The sequence below is a fragment of the Bradyrhizobium sp. USDA 4532 genome, assembly GCF_024171315.1.
Classification (GTDB): Bacteria; Pseudomonadota; Alphaproteobacteria; order Rhizobiales; family Xanthobacteraceae; genus Bradyrhizobium; species Bradyrhizobium australafricanum.
In genome coordinates, this window is the sequence record NZ_JALJZN010000001.1 from 2,890,753 (window position 1) to 2,911,648 (window position 20,896).

The 20,896-nt window shown below is 65.9% G+C and carries 19 protein-coding genes; 7 read left to right on the top strand and 12 right to left on the bottom strand.

Annotated elements, in window-relative coordinates; genetic code table 11:
* Positions 1–29 precede the first annotated feature (29 nt).
* The 6 genes from J2R76_RS13890 to J2R76_RS13915 form a co-directional block, all read right to left on the bottom strand.
* Complete coding sequence (locus tag J2R76_RS13890) at positions 30–1,508, bottom strand: ATP-binding cassette domain-containing protein (protein ID WP_028331621.1); 1,479 nt, start codon at positions 1,506–1,508, stop codon at positions 30–32.
* Positions 1,509–2,435, bottom strand: coding sequence for a branched-chain amino acid ABC transporter permease (locus J2R76_RS13895; protein WP_076833577.1), 927 nt, complete (start codon positions 2,433–2,435; stop codon positions 1,509–1,511).
* Between the two features lies 1 nt (position 2,436).
* Complete coding sequence (locus J2R76_RS13900; protein WP_076833192.1) at positions 2,437–3,312, bottom strand: branched-chain amino acid ABC transporter permease; 876 nt, start codon at positions 3,310–3,312, stop codon at positions 2,437–2,439.
* Positions 3,313–3,406: 94 nt separating this feature from the next.
* A complete protein-coding gene (locus J2R76_RS13905) occupies positions 3,407–4,630 on the bottom strand; it encodes an ABC transporter substrate-binding protein (protein WP_076833190.1) in 1,224 nt (407 codons plus the stop codon).
* Between the two features lie 479 nt (positions 4,631–5,109).
* Positions 5,110–6,705, bottom strand: a complete 1,596-nt coding sequence (locus J2R76_RS13910; protein ID WP_076833187.1) for an MDR family MFS transporter — start codon at positions 6,703–6,705, stop codon at positions 5,110–5,112.
* A 159-nt stretch (positions 6,706–6,864) separates the two neighbouring features.
* Complete coding sequence (locus tag J2R76_RS13915) at positions 6,865–7,401, bottom strand: YcgN family cysteine cluster protein (protein WP_076833185.1); 537 nt, start codon at positions 7,399–7,401, stop codon at positions 6,865–6,867.
* Positions 7,402–7,689: 288 nt separating this feature from the next.
* On the opposite strand from J2R76_RS13915, the gene J2R76_RS13920 reads away from it, so the two are divergent.
* The 3 genes from J2R76_RS13920 to J2R76_RS13930 are packed head-to-tail and all read left to right on the top strand — an operon-like array spanning position 7,690 to position 11,172.
* On the top strand, positions 7,690–9,975 hold the full coding sequence (locus tag J2R76_RS13920) for a transglycosylase domain-containing protein (RefSeq protein ID WP_076833182.1): 2,286 nt from the start codon (positions 7,690–7,692) through the stop codon (positions 9,973–9,975).
* A gap of 1 nt (position 9,976) precedes the next feature.
* Positions 9,977–10,555: a DUF1214 domain-containing protein gene (locus tag J2R76_RS13925; protein ID WP_057020198.1), complete on the top strand. Its 579-nt coding sequence runs from the start codon at positions 9,977–9,979 to the stop codon at positions 10,553–10,555.
* The gene (locus J2R76_RS13930; protein ID WP_057020197.1) at positions 10,552–11,172 is read left to right on the top strand and encodes a DUF1254 domain-containing protein; all 621 of its coding nucleotides are present in this window, start codon (positions 10,552–10,554) and stop codon (positions 11,170–11,172) included. The genes J2R76_RS13925 and J2R76_RS13930 overlap by 4 nt, the downstream gene beginning before the upstream one ends.
* Here the strand turns inward: J2R76_RS13930 and J2R76_RS13935 are convergent.
* Positions 11,169–12,011 (bottom strand): MBL fold metallo-hydrolase, encoded by an 843-nt coding sequence (locus J2R76_RS13935; protein WP_076833179.1) that lies wholly within the window; start codon positions 12,009–12,011, stop codon positions 11,169–11,171. The genes J2R76_RS13930 and J2R76_RS13935 overlap by 4 nt on opposite strands.
* Positions 12,012–12,102: 91 nt before the next feature.
* Between J2R76_RS13935 and J2R76_RS13940 the strand changes: the two genes are divergently transcribed.
* Positions 12,103–12,963: a LysR family transcriptional regulator gene (locus J2R76_RS13940; protein WP_076833176.1), complete on the top strand. Its 861-nt coding sequence runs from the start codon at positions 12,103–12,105 to the stop codon at positions 12,961–12,963.
* Position 12,964: 1 nt separating this feature from the next.
* Here J2R76_RS13940 and J2R76_RS13945 read toward each other — a convergent pair whose 3' ends face one another.
* Entirely contained in the window at positions 12,965–13,732 is a 768-nt protein-coding gene (locus tag J2R76_RS13945; protein WP_076833173.1) for a hypothetical protein, read from the bottom strand.
* 16 nt (positions 13,733–13,748) lie between these two features.
* On the bottom strand, positions 13,749–13,943 hold the full coding sequence (locus tag J2R76_RS13950; protein ID WP_076833575.1) for a hypothetical protein: 195 nt from the start codon (positions 13,941–13,943) through the stop codon (positions 13,749–13,751).
* A gap of 295 nt (positions 13,944–14,238) precedes the next feature.
* Between J2R76_RS13950 and J2R76_RS13955 the strand changes: the two genes are divergently transcribed.
* Entirely contained in the window at positions 14,239–15,171 is a 933-nt protein-coding gene (locus J2R76_RS13955) for a DUF2336 domain-containing protein (protein ID WP_143271184.1), read from the top strand.
* Here J2R76_RS13955 and J2R76_RS13960 read toward each other — a convergent pair.
* A complete protein-coding gene (locus tag J2R76_RS13960; RefSeq protein ID WP_074131034.1) occupies positions 15,168–15,512 on the bottom strand; it encodes a DUF1491 family protein in 345 nt (114 codons plus the stop codon). The genes J2R76_RS13955 and J2R76_RS13960 overlap by 4 nt on opposite strands.
* A gap of 225 nt (positions 15,513–15,737) precedes the next feature.
* Between J2R76_RS13960 and J2R76_RS13965 the strand changes: the two genes are divergently transcribed.
* On the top strand, positions 15,738–17,381 hold the full coding sequence (locus J2R76_RS13965; RefSeq protein ID WP_076833169.1) for an ankyrin repeat domain-containing protein: 1,644 nt from the start codon (positions 15,738–15,740) through the stop codon (positions 17,379–17,381).
* Between the two features lie 120 nt (positions 17,382–17,501).
* Here J2R76_RS13965 and J2R76_RS13970 read toward each other — a convergent pair whose 3' ends face one another.
* Together J2R76_RS13970 and J2R76_RS13975 are read right to left on the bottom strand one after the other, a co-directional pair.
* Positions 17,502–18,242 carry a peptidoglycan-binding domain-containing protein gene (locus J2R76_RS13970; protein WP_199805192.1) on the bottom strand — a complete coding sequence of 247 codons (741 nt, stop codon included), beginning with the start codon at positions 18,240–18,242 and terminating at the stop codon, positions 17,502–17,504.
* The gene (locus J2R76_RS13975) at positions 18,235–20,046 is read right to left on the bottom strand and encodes an ATP-binding protein (RefSeq protein ID WP_076833163.1); all 1,812 of its coding nucleotides are present in this window, start codon (positions 20,044–20,046) and stop codon (positions 18,235–18,237) included. Before J2R76_RS13975 ends, J2R76_RS13970 begins: the two co-directional genes overlap by 8 nt.
* Before the next feature lie 428 nt (positions 20,047–20,474).
* On the opposite strand from J2R76_RS13975, the gene J2R76_RS13980 reads away from it, so the two are divergent.
* Positions 20,475–20,855, top strand: coding sequence for a DUF5330 domain-containing protein (locus J2R76_RS13980; RefSeq protein ID WP_057015747.1), 381 nt, complete (start codon positions 20,475–20,477; stop codon positions 20,853–20,855).
* Positions 20,856–20,896 lie beyond the last annotated feature (41 nt).

The following is a 20,896-nucleotide window of genomic DNA, read 5'->3' on the forward strand; positions in this document are numbered from 1 at the left end:
TTTGCTTTCTTCTTTTCAAACTGCGAACGTCAGAGAAAGTCCTTGCCGGCCTCCGCGGCGAACCGGCCCGGATCGCCCTCCCAGACGATCCGCGCGTGCTCCAGCACATAGACGCGGTCGGCATGCGGAAGCGCAAACGTCACGTTCTGCTCGCCCAGCAGCACCGTGATCTTGGTGGTCTGGCGCAGCTTCTCCAGCGCCTTCGACAGCAGCTCGAGGATAACCGGCGCAAGCCCCAGCGTCGGCTCGTCCAGGATCAGGATCTGCGGCTGCATCATCAGCGCGCGGCCGATCGCCAGCATCTGCTGCTCGCCGCCGGACAACGTCTGCGCCATCTGGCCCTGGCGTTCCTTCAGGATCGGGAACAGCTCGAACAGCCAGGCGAGTTGCTTGGCCCGCGCCGCGTCGTCGAGATGTTGGCCGCCGAGGTCGAGATTTTCCCGCACCGTCATCTCGCCGAACAATTCGCGCGATTCCGGACATTGCACGAGGCCGGAGCGAGCGATCTTCGCGGGTCCCGTGCCGCGCAGTGGCTGCCCGCCGCGCAGGATCTCGCCGGTATACGGCAGGAAGCCCGAGATGGTGTTGAACAGCGTGGTCTTGCCGGCGCCGTTGAGGCCGACGACGGAGACGAATTCGCCCTCATGGACGTGGATCGAGACGTTCTCCAGCGCCTGCGCCTTGCCGTAATGCACGCTGACATTCTCGACCTGCAGCAGCGGCACCTTATCCTTGAACGAGGTCTCGGGCCGCGCGTGGGTCTCGATCGCGCCGCCGAGATAGACCCGCCGCACGGTCTCGTTCTTCATCACGTCCTCGGCTCGGCCGGTCGTGATCTCCTCGCCGAGATACATCGCGAGCACGCGGTCGACCAGCGCCGCGACGCTCTTGACGTTGTGATCGACCAGCATCACCGCGCGGCCCTCGTCGCGGAAGCTGCGGATCAATGCGGAGAAGGTGCCGACCTCGGCGCTGGTGAGACCGGCGAAGGGCTCGTCGACCAGCACGACCTTGGGGTCACGCGCGATCGCCTTGGCCAATTCCAGCCGGCGCAGGTCGGCGAACGGCAGCGTCGGCGGGCGGCGGTCCATCACCGCCCCGAGGCCAACACGCTCGGCGATCCATTTGGCGCGCTCGGTCAGCGCCTTGTCGGGAAACAGCATGAACAGGCTGTCGGGCAACAGCGCGACCATGATGTTCTCCAGCACGGTCTGCCGGTTCAGCGGCCGCGAGTGCTGGAACACCATGCCGAAGCCCTTGCGCGCGATCTTGTGCGCAGGCAGCCCGGCGACGTTCTCGCCTTCGAACAGCACCTCGCCTGCGGTCGGGCGCTCGATGCCCATCACGCTCTTCATCGCGGTCGACTTGCCCGAGCCGTTCGGCCCGATCAGGCCGAGGATCTCGCCGGGATGCAGATCGAACGAGAGGTTCTTCACGGCGGTCAAGCCACCGAATCTTTTGGTCAATCCGCGGACGGTGAGCGTTGCTGTGGTCACAGTCTGATCCATTTAAGAGCGCGCCTCGCGTGACAGGGCCGCTCCGAGGAAACCGCCGGGGAAGAACAGGACGACGAGCAGTGCCACCGCCGAGACGATGAAGGTCGCAAGCTCGCCGGTCGGGCGCAGGAATTCGCCGGCCACGATCAGGAAGATCGCGCCCAGCGCGGCCCCCAGCACCGTGCGCCGTCCGCCGAGCACGGCGGAAACGATCACGTTCACGCCGACCGCGACGTCGACCACGGTGCCGACCGAGGCGGTGCCGAAGTAGAACACGAGCAGCGCGCCCGACAGTCCCGAGAAGAAGGCGCTGACGATGAAGGCCGCGAGCTTGTGCTTGACGATGTTGAAGCCGAGCGCGCCGGCCTGCACCGGGTCCTGCCCGCTCGCCTGCAGCACGAGACCGACCGGCGATTGCGACAGGCCATAGAGGATGGCCGCGCTCACGGTCATGAAGCCGAGCGCGATCCAGTAATTGGCACCGGCATTGATGGTGATGACGTCAGGAATGGTGAGCCCGATCTCGCCGCCGGTGAGATCTGCGAACACCACGACGAAGTTCTGCAGCATCAAGACCGCCACCAGCGTGGTCAGGCCGAAATACGGCCCCCTCACCCGCAGCGCCGGCAGCGCCAGCACGAAGCCCGCGACGACCGAGGCCAGAGCGCCGAGCAGGATACAGACATAGACCGACCAGCCGAACTGGTTGTTGAGGATCCCTGCGGTGTAGGCGCCGGTGCCGATCAGGAAGGTCGGGCCGAAATTCACCTCGCCGGCGAAGCCGAACAAGAGGTCCCAGGCCATCGCGAACACGCCGAAATAGAACGCGACGGTCAGCAGCCCGAGGATGTAGCCCGAGACGTAGAACGGCAGCGTCGCGGCGACCACCACGCAGAACAGCGAAATGAAGAACAGGCGCGAGGAAAAGAAGCTGGCCATCTCAGCGCCTCCCGAGCAGGCCCTGAGGCCGGACATACATCACGAACACCAGAAGCAGCAGCGCCGGAATGGTGCGATAGGCTGGCGAGATCATGTAGGCCGTGATGGTCTCGAGATAGCCGACGACGAAGGCTGCGATCAGCGAGCCCGACACGCTGCCGAGGCCGCCGAGCACGACGATCGAGAACGCGCTCGCGGTCAGCGGCCCGACGCTGTAGGAGCTGACGCCGAGGAACATGCCGAGCAGCACGCCGGCGATGCCGGCGAGAATGCCGTAGATGCCCCACACCACGATGTAGATCTGGGTGAGCTCGAGCCCGAGCAGCGTGACGCCGCGCGGGTTCATCGAGGCCGCCAGTACCGCCTTGCCGGTCCTGGTGCGGTTCACCAGGAGCCACAGCAGGCCGATCACGAGGCAGCAGACCAGCGCGGTGAAGATATTGTTGCGCGGTGTACGGTTGCCGAAGATATCGACGACACCCTCGACGATCGGCAGCACCGTCTTGGCGTTGTTGGTGAAGAAATAGGCGATCAGCTCCTGGATCATGATGCCCCACAGCAGGGTGCCGGTGAGGACGAAGATTTCCTTTTCCTCGTTGGGGATCCGCGTTGAATTCTGGATCGGCTTGACGACCGCGAAATAGGTCGCGAACGACACGATCAGCGCGACGCCGACACCGAACAGCGCGCCGGTGTAGATGTCGAGGTGCAGCACGCTGGCCGCGGCCCAGGCCGCGACCGCCGCGGCCACCATGATGGCACCGTGGGAGAGATTGAGGACGCCGGAGACACCGAAGATCAGGGTGAAACCGGTGGCGCCGAGCGCATAGAGCGCGCTGATGGCAAAGCCATCGATCAGGATTTGTAAGGCAAGCATCTCAGATTGGCCGCGGCAGCAGGGCTGCCTGTTGTGGAGGACACAGAACCGAACAGGGATGCTCCCGGGTGGGGCCCGGGAGCATGATCATCAGTCAGTTCGTGGTGACCTTGATGAAGCTCGGGAACTTGAGATCGCTTTTGGCGACCTCCTTCGGCCAGACCGCGACCTGCTTACCGCCCTGCCACTGCAGCATCAGTCCGGTGATCAGGCCCTTGCCGTATTTGATCGAATGGGTGAACGGATCGTCCTTGCCGTAGAACTGGACGCGTCCGATGGTGCCTTCCCAGTCGGTCTTCTCCAGCGCATCGACCATCTTGTCGGCCTCGACCGAGCCGGCGCGCTTCACCGCATCGGCGATGTAGTAGACCTCGTCATAGGCGGTGTAGCCCGCGTAGGACGGATAGTTGCCGTAGCGCTTCTTGAAGCCTTCCGCGAACGGCACCGACTTCGGCGTCACCGCGACGTTCGGGCCGGATACGCCCTGATACAGCACGCCTTCCGCCGCATCGTTGGTGTCCTTGCCGAAGGTCTCGTTGGTCGCCTGCGAGGAAATGCCGAACATCGGGATCGGCACCTGCTGGTTCTTCCACTGCACCGTCGGCTGCACGCCGACATGCGAGATGCCGGTGATGATCACGTCGGGCTTGGAGCCTTCGACCTTGTTGAAGATCGGCGTGAAGTCGGTGGTGTCGGGCGAGAAACGGATATGGTCGACGACCTTGAGCCCGATCTTCGGCAGGCACTCCTCGTAGCCGACATCGAGCGGCTTGGTCCACGCGGCATCCTCGCTCATGATGACCGCGGTCTTCATGTGCTTCTGATCGACCAGCAGCTCCTTGGCGGCGTCGCAGACCGACAGCGCCAGCGCGGCCGAGGTCAGGTAGCCGTGGAAGGTGTACTTGTTCTTCTCGTAATCGGCGTGGACGCTCTTGCTGATCTCGTTGGAGGCGGCGCCGGGCGTGACGAACGGCGTCTTCAGGCGCGAAGCCCAGGGCTCGAGCGCCAGCACCACTTCGCTGATGTAGCTCGAAATGACGACGTTGACCTTGTCTTCGTTGACCGCGCGCTGGAACGCGCGCACCGAATCCGCCGAGGACGAGTGGTTGTCGTAGCTGACGATCTCGATCTTGCGGCCGTCGATGCCGCCCTTGGCATTGATCTCGTCGGCGGCCAGCTGCGCCGCCTGCGGGATCGATGCACCGGCAATCGCCTGCGCTTCGGCGATCACGCCGATCTTGAGGGTGTCGGCAGCCAGCGCTCCGCTCGGCGCCGCAGCCAACAGGCCCAACACGGCCGCTCCTGCAAGTTTCTGCATCGCGTGCACGGGGAGTCGCAATGTTCTTGTCACCCTGTTTCTCTCCTCTTTTTCTTCGGCTGCTTCGAGCTCTTGGGGCGCGACTATAGCCGCGACAAAATGCGCAGCAAGTGAAACTGCGCGCAGATCGCCATGCAAGGACGGCGACTAAAGTAGTGGGTCGGCGCTCACCAAATGAACAAACATGAGGCAGCGGGGGAATAAAGTGGTGGTGCACCGATCGCTCAGATCGTCATTCCCCGCTGCGCAAATTACGCGGGGCGAGCGAAGCGGAGAGAGCGGAACGAAAAGCACGGCTCGGGCAATTCATGTCGCGAGAACGCGGATTGTTGCCCGCTGGCCGTGCGACAAGCTCAGTGCCGTCCCTGCGAAAGCGGGGACCCACAACCACGGATGCTCATTGTTACGCGATTTGGAACGACGAGTCCGATTCACAACATCCGCCGCGGCGACGACAGCGGTGTATGAGTCGACTGCCTCTACTCCGCCATCTCCGCCGGCGGGTGGGCGGCGGGACCAGCGAGCGGGCGCTCTTCCATCGTGATCATGCAGATCGAGGCGGTGGTCAGCAGCACGGCGGCGGCGCCGAACACGTAGCGGAACGCATGGATCATGTCGGCCATCGGGATCGCGCTGACGGTGCCGGCGGAGGCGGCATGATGCTCGCCGGCGAGCGAGATGTCGGTCCCCAGCGTCATCAGCAGGATGGTGGTGAAGGCGGCGACCGTGAAGGAGGCCATCATCGCGCGGAAGAAGTTCATCGCGCCGGTCACGGTACCGACCTGCGGCCGCGCCACCGCGTTCTGCAACGACACCACGCTGATCGGGAATGTGGTGCCGAGGCCGAGCGCGAACACGCTCATCAACAGCAATAATCCCCACAGCGGCAGCGTCGTCACCGCCATGCCGACGGCACAGATCGCGGCCACCGAGGTGCCGACGATGGCGACGCGCTTGTAGTGCTTGGCCTTCGCCATGGTCCGGCCGGCGATCGCCGCACCGAAGGTCGAGATCGCCGCGAGCGGGATCAGCGCGAGGCCGGCCTCGCTGGCGGTGAGATGATAGACCACCTCGTAATAGAGCGGCAGATGCACGGTGAGGCCGACCATGGCGCCGAGCGCACAGCCGCCCGCCCCCATCGCGAACGGCACCACCGAGCCGCCGAGCAGCGACAGCGGCAGGAACGGCTCGTCGGCGCGGCGCGCGTGCCAGACGAAGGCGCCGGCGAGCGCGATCGAGGCGCCCACCATCGCGGTGATGGTCGGCGACAGCCAGGACAGACGGGTGCCGCCCCAGGTCAGCACCAGCATCAACACGACGGCCGAGGCCATCAGCAGGATGCCGCCGAGCCAGTCGACCTTGCGCTTGCGGTGGAACACCGGGATCTTGCCCATCTTCGGCAGCAGCAGCGCCAGCGCCGCCGCCGCGAGCGGCAGGTTGATCCAGAAGATCATCGACCAGTGCAGATGCTCGGCGAACACGCCGCCGACCACTGGGCCGAGAATGCCGCCGGCCATCCAGACGCTGGAGAAATAGGCCTGATAGCGGCCGCGCTCGCGCGGGCTCACCACGTCGGAGATCACGGTCTGGACCACCGGCATGATGCCGCCGCCGCCGAGCCCCTGCAGGCCGCGGGCAACGATCAGCATCGTCATGCTGGGCGCGATCGCGCACAGCACCGAGCCGACCACGAACAGGCTGAGCGAGGTGATAATCATGACGCGGCGGCCATAGATGTCGCTCAGCGTGCCGAACACCGGCGCCACCGCCGTCGAGGCCAAGAGATAGGCCGTGATCACCCAGGACAGATTGGTGACGTCGTGAAACTGGCGCCCGATCGTCGGCAGCGCGGTCGCGACGATGGTCTGGTCGAGCGCGGCCAAGAACATCGTCAACATCAGGCTGATGACGATGGTGCGGACTTCGTCCGGATTGAGCGGTGCCGGCGGCGCCAGCGGCGGCGCTTCGCTGAGTTCGATCACCTCGCTCGGAAGGCGTGACAGCTCTTCGGCAATGTCGTCGGGCAATGTCGCTTGGTCGGCAGGAATCCGGCTCTGCCGTTCATACTTGTTCATTTGAGGCGTAATGCTGCTGCGCGGGCGCGTCCCGCGATGGAATCATTCTCTGCTTCGCAATTTATGCAGCAATTGAATGCTGAGGCAGGCACCGCAGCGCATGGGTGCATCCCGCCGCGATGTTCTCGCGGTGACGTGATCGCGGACGCGGCGACGACGTCACGCTTTGGTCGTCTTGCCCAGCGTTTTCGGCCGCTTCTTCAATTGTGCCCGTTTCGGCAGCAGCGCCGGCCATCGCACGATATGATCCTCGAGATCGGCGTCGTTGACATCGAGCTCGGTGCCCTCCACCCGCCCGCGCACCGAGACGCCGGCTTCATGGACGGTGTTGGGATCGCCCGAGATCAGCGGATGCCACCAATAGAGGTCCCGCCCCTCGGCCACCAGCCGGTAGCCGCAGCTCGGCGGCAGCCAGTTCAGCGTCCGGACGTTTTCGGGCGTCAGGCGGACGCAATCCGGAACCTGGTCGGAACGGTTCGGGTAGTCCTTGCAGGTGCAGAGGCCGGAATCGAGCAGCTTGCAGGAGATATGGGTGAAATAGATCTTGCCGGTGTCCTCGTCCTCGAGCTTCTCCAGGCAGCACCGTGCGCAGCCGTCACACAGGCTCTCCCATTCGGCGTTGGACATCTCTTCCAACGTCTTGGTTTTCCAGAAGAATCCCTCCTGGCCCGACGGGCGCTTGGGCGATGCGGTCATGATATCCCTGAAATGGCGGTGCAACTCTTCTTGGGATGCCGGCAACGCTTGCGCAAGGGGGTGGTATTGCGGGGTCGAAAAAGCCGGTGGGCAGCGTTAGGGCTCCCATTAAATTCACAAGCCGCGCCATTGGTTTATGGCAGCCGCTCGGATAGAACAACGAACGAGTCCCCATCGACGCAAAAGCGCCTTGGGATTGCCGCAACATCGAAGCAAGACGCTGCCCTGTGCCCGGTTTGGGCGCCCGCAGCGCAGTCGAACTGATCAAGGGTCCGGTCCTTTCAGATCATGCCGTCCCATTGGAAACAGAGGGTCCGGAACTTCTTCCTGGACCTCGATGCGCGTATCGACTCGACGCTGTTCTCGTCGGGCAAGGGCCTGCGCGAGCTCTACGAGCGCTATTCCACCTTCATGGACCGCTTCTATGTCGGCCGCTGGAAGCGCTGGGTGTTCATCGAACCGCTTTCGGAGGCCGCAACCCTTGGGCTCGGCGGCATGATCCTGATGCTGACGCTCGCGATCCCCGCCTTCCGCGAGACCGCCGACGAGGACTGGCTGAAGAAGTCCGACCTCGCGGTGACGTTCCTCGACCGCTACGGCAACCCGATCGGCAGCCGCGGCATCAAGCACAATGACTCGATCCCGCTGGAAGATTTTCCGGACAATCTGATCAAGGCGACGCTCGCGACCGAGGACCGCCGCTTCTACGATCATTTCGGCATCGACGTGCCGGGCCTTGCCCGCGCGCTCGTCACCAACGCGCAGGCCGGCGGCGTCCGCCAGGGCGGTTCGTCGATCACCCAGCAGCTCGCCAAGAACCTGTTCCTGAACAACGAGCGCACCATCGAGCGCAAGGTGAAGGAAGCCTTCCTCGCGATCTGGCTGGAGACGCGGCTCACCAAGAACGAGATCCTGAAGCTCTATCTCGACCGCGCCTATATGGGCGGCGGCACCTTCGGCGTCGACGGCGCGGCGCATTTCTATTTCAACAAGTCGGTGCGCGACGTGAATCTCGCGGAGGCCGCGATGCTCGCCGGCCTGTTCAAGGCGCCGACCAAATACGCCCCGCACATCAACCTGCCCGCGGCCCGCGCCCGCGCCAATGTCGTGCTCGACAACCTCGTCGATGCCGGCTTCATGACCGAGGGCCAGGTGTTCGGCGCCCGCCGCAATCCGGCGGTCGCGGTCGACCGGCGCGACGAGAACTCGCCGAACTACTATCTCGACTACGCCTTCGACGAGATGCGCAAGCTGGTCGACACCTTCCCGAAATCCTACACCGAGCGCGTCTTCGTGGTCCGCACCGCGATCGACATGAACGTGCAGAAGGCGGCCGAGGAAGCGATCGAGAACCAGCTGCGACAGTTCGGGCGCGACTATCACGCGACGCAGGCCGCGACCGTGGTGTCCGATCTCGACGGCGGCATCCGCGCCATGGTCGGCGGACGCGACTACGGTGCGAGCCAGTTCAACCGCGCCACGGACGCCTATCGCCAGCCGGGCTCATCGTTCAAACCCTATGTGTACACCACGGCGCTGCTGAACGGCTTCACGCCGAACTCGAAGATCGTGGACGGCCCGGTCTGCATCGGCAACTGGTGCCCGCAGAACTATGGCCATTCCTATTCGGGTCAGGTCACGCTGACGCAGGCGATCACCCGCTCGATCAACGTGGTGCCGGTCAAGCTCTCGATCATGATGGGCGGCAAGGAAGGGCCGAAGGCGGGCCGCGCCAAGATCGTCGAGGTCGCGCGCCGCTTCGGCCTCAAGGCGCCGCTGCCCGATACGCCGTCGTTGCCCATCGGCTCCGACGAAGTCACGGTGCTGGAGCACGCGGTCGCCTATGCGACCTTCCCGAATCGCGGCAAGGCGGTGACGCCGCATTCGGTGCTCGAGGTGCGCACCGGCGCCGGCGACCTGGTATGGCGCTGGGACCGCGACGGTCCGAAACCGCGGCAGGCGATTCCGCCGAACATCGCCGCCGATATGGCGGGCATGATGAGCCACGTGGTCAGCGAAGGCACCGCGCGCCGCGCCGCGCTCGACGGCATTCCGACCGCCGGCAAGACCGGCACCACCAACGCCTATCGCGACGCCTGGTTCGTCGGCTACACCGGCAACTTCACCTGCGCGGTCTGGTACGGCAATGACGACTATTCGCCGACCAACCGCATGACCGGCGGCTCGCTGCCGGCGCAGACCTGGCACGACATCATGGTCGCGGCGCATCAGGGCGTGGAGGTCAAGGAGCTCGTCGGCGTCGGCATGGGCCAGAAGCTGCCGCCGCAGCCGGCCCAGGCCAGTGCCCAGGCCAACGCGGCGCCCCGCGTATTGGAGACCAAGCCGGGCCCGCCGCCGGTTCTGACCAAGCGCGGCGCGGATATCCTGGTGCGGGTCGAGAAGCTGCTCGACGACGCGGCCAGGACGGCTGAGAAGACCACCGGCAAGACCACGCTGAACGAGTCCTCGAAGACCGGCAAGGCCGAGTCCTCGAGCGCGCTGGCGTTCCCCGAAAACTACGTTGCCGCGGCCGGGCCGGACGGCGCGACACCGGCACCGCCACGCAAGAACTGACGTGCGGCTCCTCCTCACCACCTTGTTGGCACTCGTCATCGCCACCGCCGTCGGCCTCGGCCTGACCTACGCGACGGCGACCCGCGGCACCGATCTCGGCACGCTGAAGATCGGCGCCTGGACCGCGCGGCCGAAGAGCGGCACCTCCGATGTCGATCCCTACTCGCGCGCCACCATCGCGCGCAGCGGCGAGTTGCCGATCGGCACCGGCGACGGCATCGCGTTCTCGGCGACCACAGACGACAAGAACAAGCCGCTCGACGGCCGCTGCGACATCGTGGTCAGCGGCGTGACGCCGGCGGCGCGGTTCTGGACGCTGACGCTGTTCGACCGCAAGGGGCACCTGGTCGCCAACACGCTGCAGCGCTACGGCTTCACCAGCCAGGAGATCATGCGCGCCTCCGACGGCACGTTCGAGATCCACATCGCCTCGCGCTCGCGCGCCGGCAACTGGCTGCCGACCGGCGGCATCGAGCGCTACGCGCTGATGCTGCGGCTCTACGACACGCCGGTCGGGGTCGCGACCCGCACCCAGCGCGACGCGCCGATGCCGTCGATCACAACGACGGGCTGCCCATGATCCGCGTGCTGCTCACCATCCTCGCAGGCGTGCTGCTCGGCGGCGTGGTGCATCTCGTCAGCGTGCTGGCGCTGCCGCGCATCGCCTCGCAGGACGCCTATTCGCGGCTGACGCCGATGACCAAGCTCAACGAGGTGACGCAGCTGCCGCTGGCCGACCCGAGCCACTCGCCGATGCCGCTGATGGATCCGGCCTTCGCGGTGGCGATCTGCCGCTACGATCTCTCGACCGGGCCGCTCAAGCTCACCGTGCCGGTCAGCCAGGCCTATACGTCGGTGTCGTTCTACACCCGCAACGAGGTCGCCTATTACGCGATCAACGACCGCTCGGCCGGCAAGAAGGTGATCGAGCTCGACCTGATGACGGAAGCGCAGCACAACGAGCTGCCGGAGGACGAGGAAATCACCGCTGCCGACCGGCTGATCATCGACTCGCCGACCTCAACCGGCCTGATCCTCCTGAAGGCGCTGGCGCCGGAGCCCGGCCTGATGCCGCAGGCGCAGGCCTCGCTCGCCGCCTCCTCCTGCAAGGTGCAGACCGAGCCGGTCGCGGCCAAGCAGGAGGCGCCGCCGCCGCTGCCTGTGCCGGCCCCGCCGCCTGCGGCACGCAAGCGCTAGCTCGCGGCGAGCGCGTGCCGGCCGCAGCGGCAGGTCTCGTAGTCGACGGGATCGTGGCTGTTGACGATCGTCACATCAGCGCCATGCGCCGCCTTCAATTGCCGCAGCCGCTCCTGGTTCTGGATGCGCATCGCGCGATCCATGTCCGCCCGGCGCTGGAACATGCCGAGCACCAGCGGGATCCGCGGCCTGGCGTCGAGCTGCGCGTGGTGGAAATAGGCGTCGCCGGCGTGCAGCAGCCAGCTGTCCTTGTCGCGCACCGCGATCCCGCAATGGCCGAGCGTGTGGCCCGGCAACGGGATCATCAGAATGTCCGGCTCGCGGTCGCCGAGCGCGCGCACGCCCTTGAAGCCGAACCAGTCCTCGCCGCCGGCACCGTAGAACGCCCAGTCCGGCCCGTGCTGCCACTGCGCCGTGATGTAGCGCCCCTGCGGCGGCGTGACCTGATGCGTTACCGCCATGTCGTACTCCTTGCGATCGACGTGCACCCTGGCCTTCGGAAAGTCCGGCACGCCGCCGGCGTGATCGCGGTCGAGATGCGTCAGCAGCACATGGCGCACATCGTCCGGCGAGAAGCCGAGCGCCTTGACCTGCCGCACCGCCGTCTCGGCCGGATCGAGCCGCGGCGTCGTCTGCCGCACCCATTTGCGTCCGAGCCGCGGCGGGTCGCCGATGTCGTCGAGCCCGATCCCGGTGTCGACCAGCACGAGGCCATCATTGCTCTCGACCAGCAGGCAATGACAGACCATCCGCGCCCGCTGGAAGATGCTGCCGCTGCCGTTCACGAGCCGCTTTCCGATCGGGCACATCGTGCCGGTGTTGAGATGGTGGATGCGCATGACAGGTCCTCCGCTGTAACAGGCGCAGACTTGCCACTCGCGTTTCCATAGGTAAAATATTGTCTTTCTATCCATGTGATAGGATACACCTATGGATATCCGCGAACTCCGCTACTTCGCCGCAGTCTACCGCGAGCGCAATCTGACCGCCGCGGCGAAGCGCTGCTTCATCTCGCAGCCGTCGATCTCGGCGGCGATCACCAATCTCGAGGCCGAGCTCGGCACCACGCTGTTCATCCGGCACAAGAAGGGCATGGCCCCGACCGCCTCAGCCGCGCAGTTTCACGGCATCGCCCGCAGGATCATCGACGAGGCGGACGCGGCGCGAAATCTCTTCCGCAAGCCCGCGACGCGGCAGGCGCTGACGCTCGGCCTGTTGCGGACGCTCGATCAGACCCGGACCATCGCGCTGCTGAAGCCGCTGACCGGCAATACCGATCTTGCGCTCCGGCTGGTCGGCGCCAGCGAGAAGGCCGACGCGCGGATCGTCGCCAAGACCATGGTCGGCGCCGGCGAGCACTTCATCCCGCTGTGGAGCGAGCGCTATGTCGCGGCATTGCCGCCCTCGCATCCCCTGACGCTGAAGGAGACGCTCCGGACCACCGACTTCGCCGGCGTTCCGATGATCGATCGTTGCCATTGCGAGCAGCAGGAATTCTTCAAGGGTGCCTCACCGCCGCGCAAGCCGGTGGCGATCGCGGAATCCGAGGAATGGGCGATGGCGCTGGTCGCGGCTGGGATCGGCGTCGCGATCGTCCCCGAGGGCGTGGCGCGCGGCAATCCGGACGTCGCAATGCGCGCGATCGATATCGACGTGACGCGCCAGGTCGGCCTCGCCTACCCCTCGGCCCACCCGCCCTCCGATGCGCTGAAGGCATTCATTGCGAGCTTGCCACGGCAAGCCAACAGTCGCCGGGTCAAATCGACGGCGAAGAAAACGAAGCGTGCCTAGACTAGCCCTTCGTCACCACGGCCTGGCCTGTCACCGGCGCGGATATGAGCGGCGCATTGGCGGTGAGCCGGGCGAGCTCGTTGATCTGGCGTTCGGCGTCGGCGGCCATGCCGTCGGGCGCCTGGATCACCAGTCGCTCCAGCGCCCAGCGATAGGACGAGATCCGCCGCTCCAGGGCCTGCTGGACCCATTGCACGATCAGCGTGTTCTCTTCCATCCGCGCCACCGCATCAGCCCGCTCGCGCGGCGACACGTCGGCGATCATGTGGAGGCTGGCATTGCGCTTGCGATCGAGCTCGATCACCTGGAGCGCGGTGGCGAAGAACGGCTCGAAGCGGGTGATGTCGTCGCGCACCTCGTCGATCAGCAGCGAATAGCGCGAGGCGAACGAGCGATGCGGCTCGTCGATCAAATTGCGGCCATAGGCGGTGCGATCGAACACGACCCTCTGCCGCCACGGCGAAGGCAGCGGCTGGTAGTCGCCGAATACGCTCTTCCACGCCGGACGCGACAGCGGCGGCTCGATGAACTGATAGGCGAGGTCGCGCAGCTGACGTTCGTGTTCGGTGAGCTGGAATTGCGAGGCGTTCTTGCCGATGCTGCCGGTCGCCTCGGCACCGATCCAGCGATGCATATCGTCGTTGCGGAAATCGGCCCGGGTGCGGCCGAAATCGCCGCCGCTGCAGCCGGCGAGCGCCGAGCCCGCCAGCAGCAGGATCAGCGCCGGGAGTGACCGCCGCGCGACGGTCCGCTGCACAAGCTCCGGCATTGCCCGATGTCCGCGATCAGGAGCGGCGTCGGCGACGGCGGCCCTGCGCAGTGCCCTGCTCCGGTCCGCGACCACCGCCGGTCTCCTCCATCGTTCGCTCGATCCGGACGACGGGAAGGATCAGTACGGTCCCCATGCCTTCGCCAGCAGCACCGGCCATGCTCGGCCGCCGTGCAGCCGCATCCGCCGGAAACTCAACGATGGTGCCCATGTTCCGTTCTCTCTGGCCCCGCACGGACATGATTTGCCCCGCGCATGCCGAGTTAAGAACGCGCATGGTTAATGACATCTTAAGCCGCCGGTACGGACGGTTACGGATATGGCGCTGTGCCTTAATAGACACGCGCAAATTCGAGCATTCACCTTCACGGCTTGTTTTCCTTAACTGCCTCTTAAAACAGCCTGCGTAGGCTCGCTGCCACAAGGCTTTCAAACCGAAGTTCACTGGCAAGTCGCGTACGCCCGAGATGAGCGCAGCTCCGCTATTTCCTGGTTTCGATGGGCTGATGACGCTCTCCCGTCGCGAGGGCGTCGACATCCGCCCGACGCTGCTGCGCGTCCTGACCGACCTCTATGTGCAGGCGAGCGCCCACTCCGCCGATGAAGAGCGCCAGTTCGTCGAGTTGACGACGCGCCTGATCGACGAGGTCGACGACGCGACGCGTGCCGCGGTCCGCGCGCGGCTTGCGATCTATCCGGCGACGCCCGCGCGGATCGTGGACAAGCTCGGGCTGCGCCGCGTCGGTCCCGACCAGCCGATGCCGGCGGCCACGCCAATTCCCGCGCCCGCCCCGTCAGCGCTGCCGGCCAAGGTCCCGACCGAAGCCGAGCTGCGGATGGCCGCGAGCCTTGCCATGCGGCCAAACGATGCCGCCGAAATCTCCGACATGTTCTTTGCCGCCAGCACGAGGGAGCGCGCGCAGATCCTGCACAATCTGCAGGAGACGCCGCTGAAGGCTGCGGCGCGGATCCCGGCCGCGCGCGCCGCGCGCGCGATCCATATCCTGGAGATGGCAGCGTTTGCCGAGGACCTCGATAACTTCACGCTCGAACTCGGCGAGGCGCTGATCCTGCCGTCGCGGATCGCCGCGGACGTCGTCAACGATCCCGGCGGCGAGCCGCTCGCCTGCGCGATGCGGGCGCTTGACGTGTCGAGCGCCGCGTTCCAGCGGATCCTGATGTTCCTCAATCCGGAAGCCGGCTCCTCGGTCAACTACGTCTATCGGCTGTCGCGGCTCTACGATCGCCTGAGCGAGCGCTCGGCGTTGGTGATGCTGGCGGCGTGGCGCGGCTCGACCATGGCGGTGGCCCGCGCCAGGTATCGCTCGTCGCTCTATGACGATGAGCGTCATCGCGTGCGCGCGACGGCGTCGCAGACGCGCCCCGCGTTGCAGCCCGGCAGCGCGCCCGCCATTCGCAACCAGAAGTCCGGAAGCTAGCTTTTCGCCAGATCAAGAAAGTGCCGGCCGGCACGGTCCTCGGTCTCGACGATCCAGGCGTCGGGATCGAAGCGGAGCTCCTTGGTCAAGCGCTCCTCGACAGATGGCTCGGAAACCGGCTGTGGTGCCGTCGGCACGAACAGCCGCTCGACCGGACGGCTGTCGTCATAGACCGTCTGCGGCGCCGGCGCATACAACATCGCGTTGCCGTCCATCAGCGCCACCTTGACGAACACGGCGCCGGCTTCCTCGGCGCCCTTCTTGCGGACTGCGCCGAACACGCCTTCGGTCTGGCAGCGGCGCAGATACGCCGCGACCCATATGCTGGTTTTCAATCGCATGCGCCGAGCTATAGGCCAGCGGCGCGGCCACGTCCAATTGTCACAGATGTCGTCACGCAGCGGCGGGTTGACCGAACCAATCGTCACCCATATCCTTGCATCTGCGGTGCAAGCCGCGCCCGGGTCCACGGGAAGGGTTGAACCCACTTGCACCAATTGAGCGGCCAACCAAGCCTTTGTGCAGCCGGTTTTGTGGACCATCGGCGATGATGCACGGAGGTTTCCATGGACCGATCGCCCGGGCGATTGAATCTCGAACATCTGAAGAAGCAGGCCAAGGAGCTCATCCGCCTTTATCGGCGGCAGGCGCCAGAGGCCTACGCGCGTTTCCGGCATGCGCTTCCGGCTGCGGCCGGGCGCAGCGACGATCAAATCGCCGCGCTCAATCTGCGGCTGCACGATGCGCAGTCCTGCGTGGCGCGCGATCTTGGCTTCGCCTCCTGGCCGGACCTGCGGCGCTATGTCGACGCACAATTGCCGTCCGGTAAAAGCAAGGCCGATCGCGTGCGGCGATGGCTGCAGCTGGTCTATGCCGCGGACGTCGCCGGGACCACCGACCGCGCCAATCCGCGCGTTGCGGCGCGGATGCTCACCGAGGATTCCAGTCTTGTCGCCGACGATCCCTATCTCGCCTGCGCCATCGGTGACGAGGAGACAGTGCAACGCACCGCCAACGACGATCCCACATGGGTCAACCGTGCCGGCGGTCCGTTCAAACTGCCGCCGCTGGTCGCCGTGACGCATTCCAGCCTGCTGCAGATTCCGGAATTTGAAGCGCGGCTGCATCGCTGCGCACGCCTGCTGCTGCAGGCCGGCGCCGATCCCGACCAGCACATCAGCAGCCGCTGGCCGCCCGGAACGCTCGACGCACCCGATGACAGCAATCCGCTGTCAGCGCTGTACGGCGCCGCCGGCCGCAACCACGATCTCGAACTGACCAAACTGTTGCTCGAAGCGGGCGCCAATCCGAACGACAATGAATCGCTCTACCACTCGCTCGAAGGCTCGGTGACGACTGGCCTGCTGCTCGAGCATGGCGCACGGATCGCCGGCACCAACGCGATGTACAAGGTGCTCGATGACGAGAACGTGGCGGCGCTCGACCTGCTGCTGCGGCACGGCGGCAATCCAAACGAACCCGCCGGCAACGCGCCGCTGACCGAATGCGGCTCGCCGTTGCTGTGGGCGATCCGCCGGCGGCGGTCGCGAACCTGCATCGCGATACTGCTCGACGCCGGCGCGGATCCGCGCATCACGACACCAGGCGGGCTCAGCGCCTACAGGTACGCGCTGCAGTTCGGACTGACCGAGGTCGCCGAGTTGCTCCGCGAGCGTACCGGCGACGAGACGCTTGCCGATGATGAGCGGTTCGTCGCGGCGTGCAGCAGCGGTGACGAGAGCGAGGCGCGGCGAATCCAGGCCGGTCGGCCCGATCTTCCAGGTTCACTTTCACCGCGGCAATTGCGGTTGCTCCCGGAGTTCGCCGCGGCAGGCGGCGACGATGCGGTGCGGCTGATGGTCGAGCTCGGCTGGCCGATCACGGTGCGCGGCGGCGATTGGGATGCGTCGGCACTCAATCACGCGGTGTTCCGCGGCAATGCCGGCCTGACGCGATTCCTGCTCGAGCACGGCGCGGAGTGGACCGAGCAGCACGGCTTCGGCGACAACGCGTCCGGCTCCTTGTCATGGGCCTCCTGCAACGAGCCGGTCAGGGGCGGCGACTGGGTGGCCTGCGCGCAGGCCCTGCTCGATCACGGCATGCCGCGCGCTATTCCGGATCGCGACGATCCGGAATGGGTGCTGGTGGCCGGCCGCAGGAAGCTGTTCTCCGACGAGGTCAGGGACGTTCTGCTGGGCGATGCGCCTTAACTCGTCATGGCCGGGCTTGTCCCGGCCAACCACGTCTTGGCTGCAACAAGTCTCAAAGACGTCAATGCCCGGGACAAGCCCGGGCATGACGAATACATATTCAATGCCTTCGCAGAGAGATTACTCGATCGAATGGCCGATCATCGCGCCGAGCTCGCGCACCAAGCGATCGGACATCTGTCCGGTCACCGGCAGCTTGCGGGCGCGCTCGAACTTCGCGATCGCGTGCTGGGTGTCGGCGCCGATCGTGCCGGTCGGCTTGAGCTGGCCGTAGCCATACTCGGTCAGTGTACGCTGGACCGCGGCGATGCGTTTTCCGGCCGGGCTCAGATGCTGTGTCGGAATCGACGCCGGCGGACGAATGACGCTGGACGGCGCGGCGGCCGGGGACGGTGCTGCGGCCGGTGGCGCAGTGGTCGATTTCAGCACCAGATTGGCCATCGGATCGACCGGCTTGGCCTCGACCTTGGGTTCTGCTGGCTTGGCTTCGACGGACCTGGTCTCGGCCGGCTTGGTCTCCACCGGCTTCACGTCGACGGGCTCGGCCGATCGGGCAGCCGCCTCGGCCGGACGCGGGCGCGGTATCGGGCTGGTGGCCGCGGCAACCGGGGCCGGCGGCGGCAGCGTCACAACCGAACCGCCGAACATCGGCGACGGATGACGGCCCGCCTGCAGGAACAGCGCATTGATCAGGATCGCAACGATGGCAGACGTCGCCAGCACGCCGGCGACCAGATCCTTCGGACTGTGCAGCAGCAGGCGCAGGACGAGGCCACGTTCCTCCTCGGCCGCGATGGCCACTGCCTTGGCGCCGCGGCGACGGCGCGGCGTTTCATCGTCATCCAAAGTCTGTCTAGGCACTCTTCTTCACCTGATGGGTTTGCTCTTGTAGTCCGGAACGCAGCGCGGGCTTCAGGGTCGAGACATTGCTGGACGGCTCGACGGCGGCGGGCGGGGTGAACGCCAGCGGCAGCGCGACCGATACAATGGTGCCCTCGCCCACCTTGCTCTCCACATTGATTTCGCCGTGGTGCAGGCCGACCAGCCCCTTCACGATGGAAAGACCAAGACCGGTGCCCTCGTGGCGGCGCTGATAAGTCTTGCCGGCCTGGAAGAACGGATCGCCGATCCGCTTGAGATCATCGGCGGCGATGCCGACCCCGGTGTCCGAGACACGCAGCACCAGCCGCGATCCCTCGACGCCGGCCGACACGGTGACCTTGCCGCCGCGCTCGGTGAACTTGATGGCGTTCGAGACCAGATTGAGCACGATCTGCTTGAACGCGCGCGGATCGCCGTTCACGATCGGCAGATCGTCGGGCACCCGGGTGACGAGATCGACGCCGCTCTCGCGCGCCTTCAACGCCACAAGATTGCAGCAATTGAGCAGCGCCGGCCGCGGCGCAAACGGCTCCGGCGAAATCTCGAAATTGCCGGACTCCATCTTCGACATGTCGAGGATGCCGTTGACGACCGACAGCAGATGCTGGCCGGAATCGTTGATCAGCTGCGCGTATTCCTTGCGGCGGGCCACGTCGAGGCCGAGCACGTCTTCCTGCGCGATCATCTCGGAGAAGCCGATGATGGCGTTGAGCGGGGTGCGCAGTTCGTGGCTCATGGTGGCCAGGAAGCGCGTCTTCGACGCATCGGCCTGCTCGGCCACATTGCGCGCCTGTTCGAGCGCCTGCTCCTGCACCTTGCGATCGGTCACGTCGCGGATCACGGCGACGACCTCGGCATCGGCGGCGGCCTGATCGAGCGGGCGGCAGCGCATCTCGGCCCAGATGAATTCGGCGACGGCTTCGCCCCGCGCACCGTCACGGCGCACGCGGAACTCGACGCTGCGGGAGTCACCGCGCGCGGCGTCCGACAGCGCCGTGAGATAGGCCGGGCGATCGGCGACATGAACGCGGTCGAACAGGCCATGGCCCAACAGCCGCGATGCCGGCACGCCGAGCATGTTCTCGGCCGTGGGCGAAATGAAGCGCACCGCGCCGTTGCGGCTGTGCCGCGACAGCACGTCGCTCATGTTATGCGCGAGCAGGCGGTAGCGCTCTTCCTCGACATAGAGCAGCGCCACGCTGGTGCGCGCCAGCGACTCCGCACCGAAGGCGAGCCCGGCGGCGTAGAAGATCGCCGACACGACGCCGAAACCGACCAGCGTGCTGTTCGAAGCAACCGTGGGATCGACGACCGGCAGTACATGATAATGGCCGAGCACGCTCAGCAGCGCCGCGCAGATCATCGCCAGCGCGAACGCAAACGCCACCACACGCCGCGAGGCCGACAGCGCCGCCTCGATCGGAATCACGACGAGCCACACGGCGGCGAACGAGGCGATGCCGCCGGTCGTCGCCGCGATCATCATCACGAGACCGGCGAGCGCCAGCGACGACAGCACATGCGCGCCTTCATAGCGGCCGGTGCGCGACAGGAACCACGACAGCAGAATCGGCGCGATCAGCCAGGCGAATGCCGCGACCTCGATCGCCGTCGGCGCACCGCGCATCGCAAGAAAGGCAGGGAACGAGGCAAGCGCCGCCAGGCTGCCGAGCAGCCGCGGCGCCATGAAGGCACGATGGCGCGCACGCGTCAGCGCATCATATTGCGCCGACGGATGCAGCAGCGCATCCAGGCAATCGCGGATCAGACTCAAACTACTCACAGCACTCGCGCTTCGGCTCAATCGTCAACACAGACGCGCCGGAACGCCTCCTTCGTGATTGCAGGTCAACGTGTCAGAGCGAACTTAAGCGAACGCTAAGGCTGGGCGGCCTGCCGCCAAACACCGTGCATTGGAGTGGGTTTGACCCGCTATTCACCGGCCATTTGTCGGGGATGGTGAACGGCTGGTTTCCGGATGCGACAATCTATGGTTTCGAAATGGTGGACGGGGCGAATCCTGCGTATCCGGCGCGCGTCGGCCGCCATCAATCGAAAATTTACGGCGAATCAATTCAGGCGAATTTTCCGCGATTTTTCGGCGGATTTACTTCAATGCAGATACTTCCGATTTATCGACCGATGCTAACTCTCAAGGCCAATAGCGGCATCGACCGCGCAAGAAGCAAGACAGACGACCGGGATCGCGCCATGTTCTTCCTGCTGCGTTTGGCATTCTGGCTCGGGCTTGTGCTCGTGCTGCTGCCGAGAGACAAAACACCTGAAGCGGACAAGGCGCCGCAGATCAGCGCGTCGGACGCGGTGTCGGCCGCGACCGCGACGATCAACGACATGGGTCAGTTCTGCAAGCGCCAGCCGTCCGCCTGCGAGGTCGGCGGCCAGGCCGCGACCGCAATCGGCCAGCGCGCGACCGACGGGGCGCGCAAGCTCTACCAGATCATCACCGACAAGAAGCCACCCGATCACACCGGCTCGATCGGCCAGGACAATACCGATTCAGCCACCGCGTTCCGCGACACGCTGACCGCAGAGGATCAGTCGATCGAATTCCGCCTGCCGCCGACGCCGTGAGCGGAAACCAAGGCGCTGTCGAGCGAGGCAGGCACCGGTTC

Bases quoted from the DNA above. Each gene is read 5' to 3' on its own strand.
- J2R76_RS13920 (WP_076833182.1), top strand. From the start codon at position 7,690: ATGCCGTCCCATTGGAAACAGAGGGTCCGGAACTTCTTCCTGGACCTC.
- J2R76_RS13890 (WP_028331621.1), bottom strand. From the start codon at position 1,508: ATGGATCAGACTGTGACCACAGCAACGCTCACCGTCCGCGGATTGACC.
- J2R76_RS13905 (WP_076833190.1), bottom strand. From the start codon at position 4,630: ATGCAGAAACTTGCAGGAGCGGCCGTGTTGGGCCTGTTGGCTGCGGCG.
- J2R76_RS13910 (WP_076833187.1), bottom strand. From the start codon at position 6,705: ATGAACAAGTATGAACGGCAGAGCCGGATTCCTGCCGACCAAGCGACA.
- J2R76_RS13940 (WP_076833176.1), top strand. From the start codon at position 12,103: ATGGATATCCGCGAACTCCGCTACTTCGCCGCAGTCTACCGCGAGCGC.
- J2R76_RS13980 (WP_057015747.1), top strand. From the start codon at position 20,475: ATGTTCTTCCTGCTGCGTTTGGCATTCTGGCTCGGGCTTGTGCTCGTG.
- J2R76_RS13915 (WP_076833185.1), bottom strand. From the start codon at position 7,401: ATGACCGCATCGCCCAAGCGCCCGTCGGGCCAGGAGGGATTCTTCTGG.
- J2R76_RS13900 (WP_076833192.1), bottom strand. From the start codon at position 3,312: ATGCTTGCCTTACAAATCCTGATCGATGGCTTTGCCATCAGCGCGCTC.
- J2R76_RS13955 (WP_143271184.1), top strand. From the start codon at position 14,239: ATGACGCTCTCCCGTCGCGAGGGCGTCGACATCCGCCCGACGCTGCTG.
- J2R76_RS13965 (WP_076833169.1), top strand. From the start codon at position 15,738: ATGGACCGATCGCCCGGGCGATTGAATCTCGAACATCTGAAGAAGCAG.
- J2R76_RS13935 (WP_076833179.1), bottom strand. From the start codon at position 12,011: ATGCGCATCCACCATCTCAACACCGGCACGATGTGCCCGATCGGAAAG.
- J2R76_RS13895 (WP_076833577.1), bottom strand. From the start codon at position 2,435: ATGGCCAGCTTCTTTTCCTCGCGCCTGTTCTTCATTTCGCTGTTCTGC.
- J2R76_RS13930 (WP_057020197.1), top strand. From the start codon at position 10,552: ATGATCCGCGTGCTGCTCACCATCCTCGCAGGCGTGCTGCTCGGCGGC.
- J2R76_RS13945 (WP_076833173.1), bottom strand. From the start codon at position 13,732: ATGCCGGAGCTTGTGCAGCGGACCGTCGCGCGGCGGTCACTCCCGGCG.
- J2R76_RS13960 (WP_074131034.1), bottom strand. From the start codon at position 15,512: ATGCGATTGAAAACCAGCATATGGGTCGCGGCGTATCTGCGCCGCTGC.
- J2R76_RS13950 (WP_076833575.1), bottom strand. From the start codon at position 13,943: ATGGGCACCATCGTTGAGTTTCCGGCGGATGCGGCTGCACGGCGGCCG.